We start from the raw sequence: 17,200 nt of genomic DNA on the forward strand, positions 1-17,200 counted from the left end.
ATGACAGGGCTCTTTTAGCTTCTTCAAAAATATAGCCTTTTTTTATAGCGAAAATAGTTTGGAAAAAATCCAAAGTATGATAAACATCAACATCCAAAATTATAAAATGAAAAAGGGGCTACCCTTTTGAGACAGCCCCTTTTTTTATTGCCGGTTATACAAAAAAGGCTATATATGCGTTTTAGCTTATATTTGCCCTAAATATATACTGATGAGATATTTTTGCCTGTTTGTATTTGTTTTTCTCGGCTCTGTACTGTTTGCCCAAGGCAATCAGCCGTGGGCCAGCCATTTTTCGTATACCAACATACAGGATATGGCACAGAGCAACAGCAGGATGTATGCCGCCGCAGAGAGTGCAATTTTTTCTAAGAGCACTACAACAAACGAAATTAAAACACTTACATCTGTAGACGGGTTAAAACCGGAAACTATTACTGCGATTCACTATAGCAGCACCTACAACCGCACACTTGTGGGCAGCAGTAACGGGTTACTTATTGTTGTAAACGGTGATAATTCTATTTTAAATAAAGTAGATATTATAGAAGAAACAACTGTTCAGCCATCACGCAAGGGTATTAATAATATTGATGAATTTAATGGTATTGCCTATATAAGCTGCGATTTTGGTATTGCAGTTTTTAACCTTGAAACATTAGAATTTGGCGATACATATTTCTTAGGGCCAAACGGTTCTGAGATCTCTGTTGTGCAAACTGCAGTACATAACGGTTACCTTTATGCTGCCACAGCAGAAAATGGTATAAGGAGAGGGCTACTCAGTAACCCGAACCTAAACGATTACACACAGTGGATGCAGGAATATGGCGGATCATGGACCGGAATTTCCACCTTTGGTAACCAGCTTTTTGCGACCGATAGTTCCGCAAGCCTTGTAAGGCTGGAAAATGGGAACACTTTTAATCTGGCTTTTATGGGTAGCGCAGCCACTGATATAAGGGAAGCAAACGGTTATCTCGTGGTTACATCTGCAAGCCGTATTTTAGTATATGGTGAAAACGTGATACAGGTACTTCAGTTAAATGGCCTGCCTAATGAAGATGTTGTTTTTACCTGTGCCACTGTAGTTTCGGGACAGATTTTTATTGGAACTCAAGAAGACGGCGTAATACAGAGCGCTTTAAATAACATTGCAGTCCGCGAAAACATTACCCCCCAGGGCCCGTTATACAGCAATATCTTCTCTTTAGAATTTGCACCCAACGGACTTTGGGCTGTTTACGGAAGTTATAATTTCTTCCTCACACCCGACCTTTCAAGAAAAGGCATAAGCAGGCTAACACAAGAGGGTTGGGAAAGCATACCTTATGAAGATGTTTTCGGCGCACAGTCGTTATCAGATATTGCAGTAAATCCTTCCAATCCTTCGGATGTTTATATATCGTCTTATCATAACGGTTTGCTTCGTCTCGAAGGGCTTGAACCAGTAATTTTATATAATGAAACCAACAGCCCTTTGCAAAACCAGCAGGTGGTTGTACCAACCTATTATGACCTTAGGGTGAATAGCCTTGCTTTTGACAGTTCAGGCGGCCTCTGGATGACTAACGACCAGACAGATAAGCCTCTTGTTGTTTTCCGTAATGGCAACTGGTCTTCTTACAGTTTTGAGGATGTAACTTCAAACCCTAAATCAGATCGTTACCAAAGAATGGCTATTGATAAGAACGGTACAAAATGGATTCCCTCCATCAATAACGGGCTTATTGGTTTTAATGAAACTGTGGGTAATAAATTTATGGTTCTTAAAGGTGAATCAGTAAATATGCCAAGTGATTATGTGCGTTGTGTTGCGGTGGATAATAATAACCGTTTGTGGATAGGTACATCAAGCGGGTTACGGGTGCTGCCCGGTGTAGACCGTTTTTTAACCGAGGATATACTCTCTGTTAATGAAATTATTATTGAGGAAGACGGCCTTGCACAGGAGTTGCTCTTTGAGCAGATTTTAACTGATATTGAGGTTGACGGCTCAAATAACAAATGGATAGCCACCGCAGGAGCAGGGGCTTTCCTGGTTTCGCCTGACGGGCAAAGGACTATTTTTCATTTTACAAGCAGTAATTCTCCATTGCCGAGTAATACGGTTAATGATATTGAGATTAACCAGGTCTCGGGAGAAGTTTTTTTCGCGACTGACAGGGGCATGGTATCGTATAAAGGGACTGCAACAGAAGCAGCAGATGATCTTAATAATGTTTACGTATATCCTAACCCGGTGCGACCAGGATTTGAAGGAGATGTAAAAATAAGTGGGCTAATTGATAACGCCAATATTAAGATAACAGATATTGAAGGTAACCTTGTGCATGAAACTACTTCTGAAGGTGGTACCGTACTTTGGGATACCCGTGCATTTGGCAGGTATAAGGTAGCCTCCGGCGTTTATATGATTTTTATTGCCTCTGACGATGGTACAAAAACCAAAGTAAAAAAGGTAATGATTATAAGATAAAGAGCTATGCTTATTAAAACTAAAGCAATTGTAATAAGTGCACTTCGCTATCAGGAAAAAAGCCTTATTGTTAAATGTTTTACAGAGAGTGCCGGGTTAAAGTCCTACTATGTAAGAGATGCATTCTCATCTCGTAAAAGCAGCCAGAAAACAGTTTACTTTCGTCCTCTTAATATTCTTGAGATTGAAGCATCCCACAAAAATAAAGGTACATTAGAATATTTTAAAGAGGTGAGGCTCTCTCAGCCTTATCATACGCTTCACACCGATATATCTAAAACCACAATAGCAATATTTATCTCAGAAATATTGCATTACTGTATAAAAGAGGAAGAGGCCAATAAAAATCTTTATGAATATCTTGAAACGGCCCTGCTGTGGTTAGACACGCATGAGGGTGTTGCTAATTTTCACCTCATTGTACTTTTAGAACTGAGTAAGTTCTTAGGCTTTTATCCTGATGTGACACAATGCGATTATCCTTTTTTTGAGATGGCAGAAGGTGTTTTTATGCCACATGCAACAATTAGCTGCCTCTCTGAAGCCGATACTGCCCTTATGCACAGGTTACTCCAATTAAAGCCGGATACATCTGCAAAAGCATTTCATGTTTCAGAAAGGCAGGCATTGCTAAAAATACTGATGGATTATTATGCTATCCATCTCGAGGGTTTTATGCGCCCTAAATCATTAGAAGTATTGCGGGAGGTTTTTAGTTAGATGCCATTACAGCTCCGCCTGCAACACCAATAGCCAGCCATACATACCATTTTTTGTATAGAGGCTCAGGAACAATAACCTCTGCAGATTTTATCTCCTGCACCGATATATAAGGATTACTATTGGTTACATCGGTAGTAAGGGTTTGCCTGCCGAGAAGCCATTTCCGTTTAAAACCTGTAATTATAGTTGTCTGCGTCGGTACAGATAAGGGGTATATTATCAGGCTGTCCTGAGTTACCTTATATCCTAAATTATACCAGTCAGTCTTATTGAAGCCTTTTCTTTCAAATTTTAGCGGCAGAATTGAATCGTTTGCTATCGGTTCGGTGTACTTAATCCTGACAGGAGGCAGATTTATTTGAGACTTTACAGATGTTATGCTTTTTAACCTTGAGAATTCTGAAGTTAGTGCAGCAATATTTTTATCTTTTTCAATGATTACTTTCTTCATGTCTTTCGCTTCTAACTGTAACGTGCGAACTGACGCAGTTGACGTTCCCAATTTATTTTTATAATAAGAAACAGAATCTGTTAATGCGGCAATATTGTTAGTGCTAGTAATATTGTCAGACACATTTCTTTCACATTGATGTACTAATAGTACTGCTAATAAAAGTGCTATCAAATAAGGAAAGTATGATTTCATAGGTTAATCCATTTATAAGTTTTTCCTTCTATTACTTCTGTAAAAATATCACCGCTATCATACCTCAATTTTAAAGCTTTCCAATCCAATCCAAAGTTTTTCTCCAAATGAGGGTAGTCAGGAAATTTTTTCCAGTCGCCACCCCATTGCCATCCAAGTTTTTTAAAGTAATGCACTACCTCCATCCAATCAGCCTGTTTGTCACCATCATAATCTTTTACCGTTGACCATGACACAGTTTCAAACGAGCCATTGCCGTCAGCGTCAACCAAAAGCGTAAAATCAAAAGCAAGCCCATAGTTGTGAATGGACTGCCATGCTTTGGCATTAGTAACTTTTTTTAAATTATTGCCGTTGAGATCTTTATTAGTTGTACGGCCTTGTCGGTAAAGTATATCCTGTTCTTCAGGTGTACGTAACGTATGTGTAAAACGCAGGCGTACATTTTTTCCTAACAGCGAGTTATTTACCCAGGTATATGCCTCATTAACTTCATTTCTTACAGCAGGATGTAATAGCCTGATTCTGTTTATTGTAGTTAGGTCCATTACTTTTTTATTTTATTCAAATCGAGATTCTCATTAAAGGCTTTCATTTTATTGATCCATCCTAATGGCGGAAAAATACCGTTTGTTATAGCGCTCATATTTAGAAATGCAGAACCTGCAGGATACAGTATTACTATTAATCTTGTGAGTGATTTGAGGTAATCGTAAATAAAAGAGGCATCTTTAAGAGTTGTATGTATGACTTCAAAAAGTATTGCAGCACCTGCACACAGAGAAAGTTTAGTGAGCAACCCAATAATATTTTTTCTGAAAGTGAAGTCTTTAAGTTTAAATGCATGATATATACTCCCGATAAAATGGTCAATAGCAATACAGGTTAACACTCCGGCTATATATTCACTGTTATCATAGGACCATCCGGCAATTTTTGAAAGTAGCCACGTGACTATGCTGAATGGTAATGACAGCATAATTAAACCTTTAAATTTTAGATATAACGGTCCACTATGCAAAAAGGAAAGATTTGAACATAAAAAAAGATAAATGAGTTTCATTATTTACACGAAAAATGAAATATTACTCAAAATGTAATATAAAGCGGTCGGTAAATGTACCTGCTTCGGAAAAGAAAGAATAATCACCAGCTTTAAGGTTATGTGTTATATTTTGTAAAGTATCTGTAATAAATATATCGTAGTTGCTCGAGAATATGCCGGAAAAATCACGCAAATGAAGATAATACTGAGAAGCGGTATTAACGTTGATATGGAGTATAACAGAAGAAGTGAATGACTTTTCCCGGTATATTAAATAATTTTTATCGTCTTTAAAAATTGATATAGTTGTACCTGGCAGTTGTTCAACATCGCTAAAATTCTCAGGAAAATTCTCAACATCATAGCATATACTTCCTATTGGGAAATTAACATTCTGCTGCTTAAGATTTATATGAAGCCTGTCTGCAACAGAATAATTTGAGTATACAAGCTGCATATCTGGAGTGAAACATAACTGGCTTGTGGTATTTGGAATTTTGCTTCCGATTCCAAATGCCTGCATTGCATTTAAAGTAAAATCTTCTTTTAAATTGTTAGTTATTAAATTAAATAAAATATTTGGAGTGCCTTGTGACCCATTTGTATAATCGCTGAATATTGATAACCAATCATATATAGTGTCTCGATTTCTATTATAGAATTTTCTTAAAGAAAATAAAGATGAATAAGGGTTTCCAATTAAATTAAAGCCTGAAACTGTGTAATCAACAGGAGTTTCTATTTTTCCTGAGTTCAAAGTTCCTGAATAAATATTGTTAATTGTAATAATAAAGTTAGTAGGCGTGCTGTTAAAGTTATTAGGTGTGCGTATTAAATAACCTTTACCTTTTGGAATTATTTCATTGTTTGGATCTAAAATTGTATAGATATTACTTGATTCATTTAAAGCATAGAACCTGTTGTTTAATGTTAATGGCGAAACAGTTTTTAAAACGATACCGGAAATTGGTGATGAGAAATAAATATAGTCCAGCCTTTGCAGGTTATAATAAATACGCTCTACTGATACTCTAGCTGTATTATGCAGGTTTTTATTGTCAAGCAAGATTAAATTTCCGAGATGTTTTACTGAGATTAATGAACTTGAAGACTGGTTTAAATCTTTAATAACTTTTACATAAGTATTTTCAGCTATAGTTAATTCAGCGTTATCTGTTAAGATTAAATTATTACAGCTAAAGCTTCCTAAAGTTGTGCTGTAGTTTGCAATAATTACAGCATTTTTGTATGCATCTGGCTCGCCCTGGCTCCAGGACACACCGTTCCATATAGTTTCTTTTTTTTGTTTTGATGTTTTTGGTAACGCAGCATACATTAGTCGGCTAATTTTAATTTTCCAAATACCATTACAGAAAATTCATCCAGTATGGTTATGGCAGCCATGGAGTAAAAACCATAGGTTTCCGGTAGTTCATCAGCCGCATGATGAAGTATAAATCCATTTGTTACAAATTTAATTGTGCCTGCCCCAGCTTGTAAAAAATGAAGTGTATCTCCATTTTCATAAAGCATATTAGTACTAAGCAACATGTCGATATTTTCTACGCCATTATATATAAGTGTTTTGCCGAAGTCATCTGGAGTTATAGTATAAAGATTATCTTCAATAGAATTGTCAATTACCTTTAGCTCCTGCTTTCTTCTATCACTTTTAAGGGCAAAACTGTTATCTTCTTTTACAACAGGTATCATGATTGAAGCTGCACGTCATTTTCTGTTACCGGAGTTGAGAAAACAATGTTTACCTCATAATCGTTTTTCCTGTATGAATATCCGTTCGCACTAAGCTCGAGATAAGATTCTCCCTCTTCTCCTTCATTTTCAAAAAGACCAATTCTCTTGTCATTAGCCTGAAAAGAGGATTGCAGAACGTCATTCAAGCCGGGGGCTATTATCTCAGTATTTACAGGTGTGGCAGTAAAGTCTGAAACGGTAAGGTTTCCGTTATAAATACCAGGAACACCTTTAAAAATTAAAATAAAGATTTCCGCCACTAATGTAACTGAAGTAATATGTTTTATCAGGTAGATTAAGCTCGCGGGGTTCGGCATTTACAGCATCTATATAGTTGCCGTTTGAAATTTCACCTAAGTCAATAATAATGCTATTATCTATTTCCTCAATGTCGCCTTGGCTTATGCTTGAAGAAGGCAGAAGATAAAGTTCTGAGAGGCTTGCTGGGCTTCCTCCTGTTCCTACTACACCTTTACCACCCATCCATAAATAATTTATTCGTTCAGCAGGAACTCCGTTAATTACTTTGTCTCCCCAAAAAATAACAGGTGTATCAGTTGCTTCAATAACCGTTCTTCTGCTGTTTATTTTATTTAAAATACTATAAACTGAGTAGGGCTGGGTTATTGTTCCGATATATATAGACTTACCTTTATTGTCCTGATTAAAATCTGAGGATCCGGAAGTTAATGTGCTTCGTGTAAATAAAACGGATTGGAGTGTCGCATGTAACCCTGCCGCGGAGCTATATACCTGTCCATTTACTATTATGTCATTGTACCTTGTTTGCTCAAGCAGTGTATCATTTCGCTCATAGCAATTATAGATTTCTACAAATTGGCCATATACTTGTGAAACATAATTTTTAAGGTATTCTATACCATTAAGTGAAAAACGTGTATCATTTACAGAATTAATAATTACCATAGATTATTTAAACTTATAAATCTTAAGTAGTAAATTTTTCAAAAGTGATTTTTAGTGACTTTTGATATAAAGTGTCATCTGCACTTTGGAGCACTCCGGCTATAATGATGTAGAAATTCTGACTAATATTGAGTGCAGCATTCAGTGGAGTGCCTACAGTATCTGTCACACTCCAGTCCGGGTTCTTTTCCCGGTATGCCGTTTAGTTTTTGCTCTTCATCAGCTTGTAAAAGTTCCTCTTGGGTTGGTATGTAGGCAAAATACCTGCTGCCGTTTTTTTGCTGTAGCAGCTTTTGGGCATATTCAGGCGTTATATTAGCGTTGTTAACCAGTATGGGAGAGCCAAATTCGAGCGGAATATTTTCGTACTTTGCATGAAGCCTGTATTGTGGTTTTTTATCCATTTCCTTAAAGTGGTTTTTGTACCTGTTGAGGTACTGGGTTAAACATTTGGGGCAACCGGGGTTGACCTTCTGGTTGAACAAAGAGGTATACTCCTGCAGGAAAAGCCGGAGATACCGCACACCGTCGCCCCTTTTGCCGTGGGCGACGGTGCTGATATCCATTTTAGTAAAATCCATAAACCGGGTTAGGCTTCAGCCTGGGCAAACTTGTTGCTGAAAGCTGTTTTGGTTGCTGCATAATCTACATCAAGCAGCGTTTTAGGTATTGTGGTCTCCTCGAAACCGTCGGCAGAAGCAAGTTCGAACATGATCATGTTGTCGTTCTCTTTAGAGTTGTTGGTCATGGTCATTAGCTCCAGCCCCGAGTTAAGGCCAAGCACTTCAAAGGCTTCTTCGCTGTCGGTACCTTTCCACATCTGCTCTATAACGGCTATGTATTTAGCCCCTTTGCTAAGGCTGTCGGCCTGCTGCTTGTTTGCTGCGCTCGGGTTAAATATTACCCCGCTAAAGGTGTGCTTAAACTTATCGGGCGCGTTCTCTTTTTTAACAAGCTCCCACGCCTTGCCGTTAGCCTGCTTAACACCTGTAAGCAGGTAGCCGGTTTTGCCGGGCTTAAGCTGCAGGTTGGTAACCAGTATGCGGTTGGTGGCATCTACGGTGGTTGCACTTAAATCTATATCATCTTTATTAATGAGCACTACGTTTTGCTCTATACCGCCAATCGGGGCGTTGGCACAATCAAAAAGAATATCTGCTGTAAGGTTTCCGGTACAATCTACTGGCATGTTGTTTTGAGATTAAAGTTTCAAATATTGATGCTTTTGGTTTTGATTAGATTTTGTTTGCTGTTGTGGGCAGGCTTAATAAGCGGCTACAGTCATATAGCTTTCCAGGTGCTTGGCATCTATAGTATAGGCGGCATCCATAATGTTTTGCTTAGATACCTTATCATAAAACACATCAAGCTTGGTAAGGTCGTCTTTGCTAAGTGTGCCTACAGGTATGTTGCTTTTTGTGGTAAGCACGGCACGGTGCGGCAGGTGGTGCTTTGTGCCGTTATCCTGATAGGTTTTTATATACCTGTCCCAGTCATAACGTACTTTAACCTCTATACCGTCAAAGTACAGCTTAGGGCGCCCTTCTTCTACTATTTCAAGGAAGCCTGAACCCAGGTTTTTATTACGTAATGTAGCGCGGTAATTATCGGCAAGCGAGCGTGATGCAAGTATAAAGGCGTCATCTGCCGAAACCAGCCTTTCATCGGCCTTTGTAACCATTTGCTCAAAAATAGCCAGTGCAGCATCTTCTTCAAGCGCTTGTGTGGCATAGCCTGTACCGGCATTGGCTTCTATGGCTACATAATTAGCCGCAGTTGTTGGCACCTCGGCAAATATTTGCTTGAACAAGCCATTAAACGAGTTAAAGTAGTCAAGATCAGTACCATTCGTAAACACACCGCTGTTTGCTACCGTTGCCGCAGCCGTATCATTAAACCAGACCTTGCGGTGGATGTTTTCGAGCAGGGCAGTTTCTACCGCCGAAATGATTACACCAAGTTCCTGCGTGCCCACCATATCAAAAAAGTCAGGGTTAATGCGCTGGCTTTTGCGGAACAGCTTTAGCAGTGCCGGCATATCGTTCTGGCAATGCTTAAGGCGGAAATCTTCCATTACGGGTGTCCAGAGTTTTTCTGTCATGGCAAAGCCATCGGCTTCGTTAGGCGAGCAGCCTTCTGATTTTTTGCCGAGCAACCCAAGCCTTTCTGCAAAAGCTATCTGGGTTTTTACGTCTATGCCCGTTTCAAATTTCATGATACTCGGCAAGGTCGCTGTCATTAAAAACCCTTTCAAAAATAACCTCGCTTACCGTTTCGGCCTCGCGGGCATTCAGTGTTAAAGCATCAGCGTTAATAAGCCCCATTACTTCCTGTTTTTATTATGCAAATACTGTTTCATGCCGGTAAGCCTGTCGGCCTGAGCCGGTTTTCTCATAGCCGCTTTTTTGCCATCTACACTATAGCGGCTCCCTACCTGTTTTTTAAGCGCCATTACTTCGCTCTTAATATGGTTTAGCTGGCGTTTAAGCGCTTTGTTTTCGGCACGCAGGGCTGCAGCTTCTTCTGCGGCTCCGGCTTCGGGCTCAATAATTTCAGTAAGCTCACCGGCTTCAAATACATAGGTTGTGCCGTCGGGCAGCAGGTACTCGCCTTCGGCAGGCATGCCATCTACCGTAGCTGTTGCGCCAACCTCAATAAGCCCGTCATCAGGCAATTCGGTAAAATCAATTTCGGCACCTGTTGCATCCTGTACCACTTTCCTAAAAATGCGGGCGTTATTAAAGCGGCCCAGCACTTTGGTAAACAGGCTCTCCATCCAGTGCCTGTCTTTTTCGGTAAAAGTTCCTTTCATAGTAAAATTTGGATTAATGAATGCTTTTGCGCAAGCCTTAACGGGCTGTAGTGTAGTGGTAAAGCCTAACCCGTGCAGTTGTTTTGGTGTTAGCCAGGTTTCATTTTTAAGTAATGGCAGTATGGCCTGCTCTTGCACACCCAATGCTTTGTTGTAAAAGCCTACCATTTTTTGCTCTACCTGCCTTAGCTGCCCTGCAAACTGCTCTAGTTCATCCGCAGTGCCCATAGAGCCGCCCCAGGGCAGGTGAATCATAAAAGGGGTGTTGGGGCGTAGCTGCCTTTTTTGCCCTGCCATAAAAATAACGGTTGCAATGCTGGCCACTATGCCACTGCCAATAGTGCTTAAAGGCTTTTTTAGGGATTTGAGGTAATTGTAAATGTCGAAACCTACATCTACCAGGCCGCCTTCGCTGTTTATGTGTACATTAAAGGCTGTTGCGCCGGGCTGTTTTTTTACCTGTGCAATAACATCTGCAAGCCCAATACCGGTAACACCATCAAAAGAGCCTATCTGGCCGGAGATATAAATGTTTCCTGTCATTCCGGGTAATGAATGATTGAAATATCAGGAAGGATTGCAATTCCAAAACCGATTGATGACCAGCTTGTTAAAGGGTAAATGTTTCTTTACCGTATACTGATTGCGGCTGTTAAATCTGGTGTTTGGCTTATTGCTTATTTCCGGTTACAAAATTATAACCTGAGAAGGTTGTTTTACTGAAGCTGTTTTCAGTGGTGTACAGCCTGCATCGATATTAAAAATGAATAAAAATTATATTTACGATTAATATTTTTGCATTATTGAATTTTGCTAAATTCCTCAATACATTTTTTAGCGTGCTGTTTTGCAAGCGCAAGTACTCTTTTACGGGCTGCTATGTCGTTCTCCAGCCCGTTTTCCTTGATAAAATTAGAAGCAACTTTTTCGTACTCCTGTTGTAAATCGTTAATAAAATTTTCGAGGTTAGCCCCTCCTGCCGAAATGTATACTCCTTGTTTAAAACGTTTCAAAAACTCTGTTTGTACCTGCCTGCAGGCATCGCCCAATTCATTTTCAAACTTTTTGTAATTCATATGTAAACCCCCGTAGCTGTTAAGTGATTTGAGGAGCTAATTAAAAAAAATATGTAAGAATAGCTTTTATGAAATTCAACCTAAATTTAGTAAAGTTATTCATTCAATAATGCATTGGTGTCATTTTGTAGTAACGATTTATACTATAAAACGTTTACAGCTAATAGTTTACTTTTTTGCTTATGCTCTTGTTTACATCTATAACATAGAAAAGCGCCTGTACATCGTTTAAAGATAATTTAAAGTCGGTAAACTCAGGGCTGTCATTTAATGAATGGCAAACTATGTAACCTTCTTCCGTGTTGTGCTCTATGATCTCTTTCAGCAGCGGCATCTTGCTTTGCGTGGTATAAATAACCCAATAAGGAAAGTCGCGGTAACGGAGCTTGTCTGTCCAGTGGTGGCGCTGCAGCTCGCGGGTTGTAACAATACTGTTGCGGGCTATGGCGTTACTGCTGCCATCGTCCATGCTGTCGCCGTTAACCCTGAAGGCAACATAGCGCCCCTGGTAGGGCCTGTCTACCAAAATACCGTGATGGCCCAAATCCATTAAAAAGTCAGCATCCTGATAATTCCCTAAAAAACCCGCCTGAACATTAAATTCTGCAAGGGGCATAAGCATATAGTACTGTCCGTTAGGCAGTTCTATAAATTTGTTGCCATTTTTATTTTCGAAAGCTTCATTCCCAGGTTTTACCTGCTCGTGTGTAACATTTTTATCCTCAACACTTTCCTGAAGCAACACTTTGTTTAATATTTCACTTTTTGACCGGGGGATAGGCCGCCCTTTCTCATAATTAATTATAGTTTCGCGGCTTGCACCCACTAAATCAGCAAGTTCTTTTTGTGTAAGTCCTAATAGCTCACGACGTTTTTTTATTTCTAAACCATCCATAACCAATGCTTTAAGTAGCTGTTGTAACTAAATTTCCCTTATGTTCGGAAATTTTAATCTTTAAAATTTTGTAGTGTGGAATATTCCACTTAAATTTGTCCCATGATTTCAGCAAAGGTATAAATAAATGTGTAATAAGCAACAAATTATGGAACAAATTAAATTGCTTGAAGCTGTAAAAAAGTGTTACCTGCATTTTTTATGTTCACAGAAAGCAGGTGCAAGTGTTGAAAATACCACATATATACTCATGAATAAAGAAATTATTAAAGACAGCCTTCGTAGTTTGTATCAAAAACTTGATTCAATTAAAAGAAAAGAAGGTTTTACAGGTAAGGTGGTGCCACGCAACCGCAGGCAAACCGGTGCCGATTTTGAAGCTAAAGCAATTATGTTGTTTAATAAAGACTACAGGTTTACCATTACAGAATAAAATATGAAAAAGATTTTTGTACGGCTTAAACAGTTAGATGCCCGTATTGCCGAATGTGAGCAGGAAATGCAGGCAATTGATAAGCTGCCTTTTTATGCTGTTTTTAGCACCGAAGCGCAGCGAAAAAAAGATATTGACAAGCTGGGTGAACTTAAAACGGCGCTCCTACAGCAAAAATTACAGTTGCTGAAACAATTAAGGCGCCTTGCCCGGGTAGAAGCCAAAAACATAGTAAATATTCTGTAATGCCGAACCTCATTAAATCCAAGCATTCAATTAATAATTATTAAAATTTACAATCATGAAAATCACAGGAAACATCGAAAGTATTGAGTACCGTAACACAGCCGGACATGAAAAAAAAGTAGTAACCCTGCTTCCGGGCTTCAGGCAAAAAGCGTTTGTTGAGTTTCGCGGTAGAAAAATGGCCGACCTTGATCATTTAAAAGAGAACGACGAGATTTCTGTAACTGTAACGCTTGAAGGTAAAACTTCTAAAAACAGCGGCATACAATATAATAACCTTGTGGCGCAGGACGTAGAGTTAGTTGCAGCAGCAGAGTACAACACTGCAATCTAAAACTTCAAAATATTACAAATACTTAATACTGAAATGGAAAACAAACAACATCAATATACTGTAAAAATACTTGGGCAGTTGCAGCAACTGTTTGAGGATGAGGGAGAGCATACAATCGCTCCTGAAGAACTGAAGGATAACGCCAACGCAGCCGACTTCTTTCATGCGCTGGCTAACTTGGCACCTGCGGTGATATATAATAACCTTACGGGTAAAAAAGCAGGCTAGCTGGAATTTAACCACATAGCCAACAGGCTGTGTTTCCAGAATGCTCACCTGCCGGGCAAAGCACAGGAAGAACAACCGGCGGGAGTTACAGAAAACGGACCAACTCAATAATTACTAATATGCCCTCTGCCGTTTTTAAGGGCAGGGGGCTCTTTAAACCAACTTAATTATGCAATTCAAAATAAAAGGGATAGTTACCGCCATAGGCGATATAAAAACTACCAAAATGGGTACTGCGGTACAGCAACTGCATTTTGAGCAGGAGTCAGGGAGGATAATTTACCCCTCGGCACTCGGTACAAAAATAGAACTGCTGGGTGATATACTGCCCGGCGATGTAGCCGAAATAGAATTTCACATCAGCGGCTCAAAAGGCACTTATAACAATGTTAATGCAGAGGTAGCCAGCCTTGATGCCATAGCGCAAAAGCGCAGGGATTATGAAGCTGTGCGCCTACAGGAAGGCGTTATCAGCCAGCAGCAGTATAATGAAGCTATTACTGCCATAGATAATGAGAACCGCGTTGCCAAAGAAGGGCTGCAATCAGAGCAGAAAGAAGCAGAAGATAAAAAGAAAGCCATTGACGAAGAGAACAGGCGCCTTGCCAATACAGAGAATACGGATTACAACCTAAAAGCCCAACTGGACGAGCTGGCTATAAGAAAGCAGTAGGAGGTTGAGGCAGCAAAGGCAACAGGTGCTGACCTAAACCTCATTGATGAAAAGTACGCAAAAGAGGAAAAAGACATCCGCAAAGAGGTAATGGATAATAAGCTGCAACTGGCATCTACCACGCTTAGCAGTCTTTCATCTATAATGGGTAAAGAAAGTGCGGCAGGCAGAGCAATGGCCATTGCCCAGGCCACCATAGATACCTACAAAAGTGCGGTTGCAGCTTACAGCTCTATGTCGGTTATACCTGTAGTTGGGCCGGGGCTGGGTATTGCTGCGGCTGCAGCAGCAGTAGCATCGGGCTTACAAACCGTGAGAAAAATTGCCAGTACAAAAAAACCGGAAACACCAAAAGCCGAAAAAGGTGCGCTTTTTAACATAGGGGGCAAACGCCACAGCGAAGGTGGCACTTTGTTTACGGGTGCCGACGGTACACAGTTTGAAGCTGAAAAGGGTGAGCTTATCGGGGTAATGAACCGAAACGCTGCTCAGCATTTCATGGCTTTTAATAATGCATTCCCTGCGGGTGGTGGTGCAGCGCCCAACTACTTTGCAAATGGCGGTATAGTGTCGCGCTCTATTGCGCAGCCCGGTTTGGATACCGACGAACTTGCCTCTAAAATAGCCGATGCCAACAGCAGGATGCCCGCGCCTGTAGTAGCAGTAAAAGACATAGTAACTGAAAGTAATAGCTATGTAAGGATAAGGCAGGATGCCGATTTTTAAACTATATCACGTAAAATAGATGCTGAAAGAAATTTTATCGGGATGGAAAAATTATCTTGATAAAAGCGAAGTAACAGAGGCTGTTGCAAGAAAGCGTGCCGCTATATGTGCCGCCTGCCCAAGCCTGCGGAACGGCAAGTTACTCGCCTTTATTAAAGATGACCTTACAGAGGTAGAGGGGGCTTATTGCAGCAAATGCGGCTGCCCCCTTAGCGCCAAGGTGCGCAGCAATGATATTTGCCCTGAAAACAAATGGTGATGAACCGCTATGAAACTATACTAAACTTGGGAGAAACTTTTATGAAGCTGATGGGCAAAGGCCTCATGCCGGTGCATATACTGGACTGGAAGGTGTACTATGAAGCTTACCTTAAAGAAATGGAATACCAGCAAAAACACTTTAAAAAACCCCGCAAAACTCACGCGGCAGGCTGTGCCGCCGAACAATATGGTATAACGGAACGCACCATGTTTAATGTTATAGCATTTATGGAAGACAATTAACTAAAAATCGTCAGGGGCACTTATTATTTTATCTGCCCTTTTTAAAATCAGTTCAATTTCTTCGGGTTTAATTTTATCAAGCTGCTTGTACATAAACGCCATTCGCGGGTTGTGTTCAAGCAGCTTTTTTTTGTCGTGTAAAAAATTCCAGTACAGGCTGTTAAAAGGGCAGCTGTCTTCTTCAGTGCGGGTTTTGTGGTTATAGCTGCAATTGATGCAGTAGTTGCTCATATTATTAATATAATTAGCACTGGATATGTAGGGTTTTGTGGCAACTATACCGCCATCGGCAAACTGGCTCATGGCGCGTGTGTTGGGTAACTGCACCCATTCTACAGCATCAACATATACGCCAAGGTACCACTCGTCAACTTCATCAGGGTCAGCTTGTATAAGCAATGCAAAATTGCCTAAAACCATAAGCCGCTGTATGTGGTGGGCATAGGCAGTATCCAGTGAGTTATTAACGCTGTGCTTAAGGCAGTTCATTTTTGTTTTTGCGGTCCAGTAAAAATCAGGCAGCTTGTTTTTGTTATTAAAGAAATTTTCTCTTTTATAACCGGGCATGTGCATCCAGTATATGCCGCGCATATACTCGCGCCACCCGATTATCTGCCGAATAAAGCCTTCTGCTTCAGAGATATTTATATCACTTCTGTGCTTGTGGTAGTAATTGTGCACGGTAGTAACCACATCGCGTGGCGAAATTATTTTTGCATTTATTGCGAATGATAACTGAGAATGGAAAAGTGTTGTTTCTTCAGTATGCATGGCATCCTGGTAGTCGCCAAAATGCAACAGCAGCTTCTGGCAGAAAAACTTAAGTAGTTCCAGCGCCTCTTTGCGTGTAAGCGGCTGGTTTATAGAACCGCTTCCTGCCCGTCCCATTGTCTTTACACCCTGTTTTTCCAGCAGGGAGATAATATCTTTTACATCATGATTAAAATCGGGTTTTTCAGGTACTGTATCCTCTGCATTCCATTTGTTTCGGTTCTTCTCATCATAATTCCATTTACCTCCTTCAGGATTTGTACCCTCCATCAGTATATCGTGTTTTTTACGCATGTAGCGGTAAAAATTTTCCATCAGCAACTGCTTTTTGCCTTTAAAAAACTCCTCAAGCTCGTTGCGTGATGTATAAAAATGCTCGGTGTCAAACGCTTCAGTTTCAATATCGATATCCGCGCAGAAATTTTTCAGTTGCTCGTCAAGCCTGTATTCATCGGGTAGCTGGTATTCAAATTTTTCTATATTATGTTTATCAATCAGAAAGCGTACATTTTCTGTTAACTTTTGTTTATTTTCCTTCGCGTCAAGTTTGTAATAAACAACCTTATGCCCGTCACGTTCAAGCTGCCTGGCAAATCTTCTCATGGCAGCAAAGAACGCAGCAGCTTTCTGTATATGATGGTAAGTATAATCTGTTTCCTGCCGCATTTCGAACATGCAGTACACTACAGAATCATCTGTATTCCTTAGCCATGAGTGCTTAATGTTAAGCTGGTCGCCAAGTATAAGGCGCAGGGTTTTCATGTTGTGGTAAATGTTATTGTTGCTTATCAAATATACCTCTAAGCATCTTAAAAATCAGGCTTATTATTATTTTTTTAAGAAGAAATAACTGATTAAACAATTCTGTAAATCTCCCTAAATAAGTTTTTTAAGGCATTTTTTTACGTTATATTTGCAATGTATTTT

General features: G+C 39.9%; 24 protein-coding genes. 10 read left to right on the top strand and 14 right to left on the bottom strand.

All coding sequences use genetic code 11. The features are described 5' to 3' along the window. Nucleotides 1-211 precede the first annotated feature (211 nt). Together porZ and recO are read left to right on the top strand one after the other, a co-directional pair. Entirely contained in the window at nt 212-2,479 is a 2,268-nt protein-coding gene (gene porZ / locus KJK34_RS13545; RefSeq protein ID WP_223054432.1) for a type IX secretion system anionic LPS delivery protein PorZ, read from the top strand. Nucleotides 2,480-2,485: 6 nt separating this feature from the next. Next, nucleotides 2,486-3,199: a DNA repair protein RecO gene (gene recO, locus KJK34_RS13550; RefSeq protein WP_223054433.1), complete on the top strand. Its 714-nt coding sequence runs from the start codon at nt 2,486-2,488 to the stop codon at nt 3,197-3,199. Here the strand turns inward: recO and KJK34_RS13555 are convergent. The 13 genes from KJK34_RS13555 to KJK34_RS13615 form a co-directional block, all read right to left on the bottom strand. Next, nucleotides 3,192-3,848, bottom strand: a complete 657-nt coding sequence (locus tag KJK34_RS13555; protein WP_317196886.1) for a DUF6549 family protein — start codon at nt 3,846-3,848, stop codon at nt 3,192-3,194. The two genes, recO and KJK34_RS13555, sit on opposite strands and share 8 nt — an antisense overlap. Then, the gene (locus KJK34_RS13560; RefSeq protein ID WP_223054435.1) at nt 3,845-4,396 is read right to left on the bottom strand and encodes a M15 family metallopeptidase; all 552 of its coding nucleotides are present in this window, start codon (nt 4,394-4,396) and stop codon (nt 3,845-3,847) included. The genes KJK34_RS13555 and KJK34_RS13560 overlap by 4 nt, the downstream gene beginning before the upstream one ends. Further along, complete coding sequence (locus KJK34_RS13565; protein ID WP_223054436.1) at nt 4,396-4,827, bottom strand: hypothetical protein; 432 nt, start codon at nt 4,825-4,827, stop codon at nt 4,396-4,398. Before KJK34_RS13565 ends, KJK34_RS13560 begins: the two co-directional genes overlap by 1 nt. A 106-nt stretch (nt 4,828-4,933) precedes the next feature. Beyond that, nucleotides 4,934-6,229 carry a DUF8693 domain-containing protein gene (locus tag KJK34_RS13570; RefSeq protein WP_223054437.1) on the bottom strand — a complete coding sequence of 432 codons (1,296 nt, stop codon included), beginning with the start codon at nt 6,227-6,229 and terminating at the stop codon, nt 4,934-4,936. Further along, complete coding sequence (locus KJK34_RS13575) at nt 6,229-6,606, bottom strand: hypothetical protein (RefSeq protein WP_223054438.1); 378 nt, start codon at nt 6,604-6,606, stop codon at nt 6,229-6,231. Before KJK34_RS13575 ends, KJK34_RS13570 begins: the two co-directional genes overlap by 1 nt. Then, nucleotides 6,603-6,908 (bottom strand): hypothetical protein, encoded by a 306-nt coding sequence (locus KJK34_RS13580; protein WP_223054439.1) that lies wholly within the window; start codon nt 6,906-6,908, stop codon nt 6,603-6,605. Before KJK34_RS13580 ends, KJK34_RS13575 begins: the two co-directional genes overlap by 4 nt. Continuing rightward, complete coding sequence (locus KJK34_RS13585; protein ID WP_223054440.1) at nt 6,880-7,575, bottom strand: hypothetical protein; 696 nt, start codon at nt 7,573-7,575, stop codon at nt 6,880-6,882. Before KJK34_RS13585 ends, KJK34_RS13580 begins: the two co-directional genes overlap by 29 nt. 122 nt (nt 7,576-7,697) lie before the next feature. After that, nucleotides 7,698-8,156, bottom strand: coding sequence for a hypothetical protein (locus KJK34_RS13590; RefSeq protein WP_223054441.1), 459 nt, complete (start codon nt 8,154-8,156; stop codon nt 7,698-7,700). An 8-nt stretch (nt 8,157-8,164) separates the two neighbouring features. Next, nucleotides 8,165-8,764 carry a hypothetical protein gene (locus tag KJK34_RS13595; RefSeq protein ID WP_223054442.1) on the bottom strand — a complete coding sequence of 200 codons (600 nt, stop codon included), beginning with the start codon at nt 8,762-8,764 and terminating at the stop codon, nt 8,165-8,167. Nucleotides 8,765-8,839: 75 nt separating this feature from the next. Then, nucleotides 8,840-9,790, bottom strand: a complete 951-nt coding sequence (locus tag KJK34_RS13600) for a hypothetical protein (protein WP_236937658.1) — start codon at nt 9,788-9,790, stop codon at nt 8,840-8,842. 108 nt (nt 9,791-9,898) lie between these two features. Next, a complete protein-coding gene (locus tag KJK34_RS13605) occupies nt 9,899-10,930 on the bottom strand; it encodes a Clp protease ClpP (protein ID WP_223054443.1) in 1,032 nt (343 codons plus the stop codon). A 257-nt stretch (nt 10,931-11,187) separates the two neighbouring features. Continuing rightward, the gene (locus KJK34_RS13610; protein WP_223054444.1) at nt 11,188-11,463 is read right to left on the bottom strand and encodes a hypothetical protein; all 276 of its coding nucleotides are present in this window, start codon (nt 11,461-11,463) and stop codon (nt 11,188-11,190) included. Between the two features lie 160 nt (nt 11,464-11,623). After that, nucleotides 11,624-12,358, bottom strand: a complete 735-nt coding sequence (locus tag KJK34_RS13615; protein ID WP_223054445.1) for a helix-turn-helix transcriptional regulator — start codon at nt 12,356-12,358, stop codon at nt 11,624-11,626. Between the two features lie 148 nt (nt 12,359-12,506). On the opposite strand from KJK34_RS13615, the gene KJK34_RS13620 reads away from it, so the two are divergent. From KJK34_RS13620 to KJK34_RS13655, 8 genes are all read left to right on the top strand, one after another. Next, entirely contained in the window at nt 12,507-12,791 is a 285-nt protein-coding gene (locus KJK34_RS13620) for a hypothetical protein (protein WP_223054446.1), read from the top strand. A gap of 3 nt (nt 12,792-12,794) precedes the next feature. Beyond that, complete coding sequence (locus KJK34_RS13625; RefSeq protein WP_223054447.1) at nt 12,795-13,037, top strand: hypothetical protein; 243 nt, start codon at nt 12,795-12,797, stop codon at nt 13,035-13,037. Nucleotides 13,038-13,092: 55 nt separating this feature from the next. Beyond that, nucleotides 13,093-13,371 carry a DUF3127 domain-containing protein gene (locus KJK34_RS13630; protein WP_223054448.1) on the top strand — a complete coding sequence of 93 codons (279 nt, stop codon included), beginning with the start codon at nt 13,093-13,095 and terminating at the stop codon, nt 13,369-13,371. Between the two features lie 33 nt (nt 13,372-13,404). After that, entirely contained in the window at nt 13,405-13,599 is a 195-nt protein-coding gene (locus tag KJK34_RS13635; protein ID WP_223054449.1) for a hypothetical protein, read from the top strand. A gap of 169 nt (nt 13,600-13,768) precedes the next feature. Beyond that, a complete protein-coding gene (locus KJK34_RS13640; protein ID WP_223054450.1) occupies nt 13,769-14,272 on the top strand; it encodes an HlyD family secretion protein in 504 nt (167 codons plus the stop codon). Nucleotides 14,273-14,362: 90 nt separating this feature from the next. Beyond that, nucleotides 14,363-14,998: a hypothetical protein gene (locus tag KJK34_RS13645; RefSeq protein ID WP_223054451.1), complete on the top strand. Its 636-nt coding sequence runs from the start codon at nt 14,363-14,365 to the stop codon at nt 14,996-14,998. Nucleotides 14,999-15,017: 19 nt separating this feature from the next. Next, a complete protein-coding gene (locus tag KJK34_RS13650; protein WP_223054452.1) occupies nt 15,018-15,257 on the top strand; it encodes a hypothetical protein in 240 nt (79 codons plus the stop codon). Then, nucleotides 15,257-15,502, top strand: a complete 246-nt coding sequence (locus KJK34_RS13655; RefSeq protein WP_223054453.1) for a hypothetical protein — start codon at nt 15,257-15,259, stop codon at nt 15,500-15,502. The genes KJK34_RS13650 and KJK34_RS13655 overlap by 1 nt, the downstream gene beginning before the upstream one ends. On the opposite strand, the gene KJK34_RS13660 is transcribed toward KJK34_RS13655, so the two are convergent. After that, nucleotides 15,503-17,035, bottom strand: coding sequence for a cryptochrome/photolyase family protein (locus KJK34_RS13660; protein WP_223054454.1), 1,533 nt, complete (start codon nt 17,033-17,035; stop codon nt 15,503-15,505). Between the last annotated feature and the right edge of the window lie 165 nt (nt 17,036-17,200).

The sequence above is a fragment of the Flavobacterium coralii genome (assembly GCF_019891545.1).
GTDB lineage: Bacteria > Bacteroidota > Bacteroidia > Flavobacteriales > Flavobacteriaceae > Flavobacterium > Flavobacterium coralii.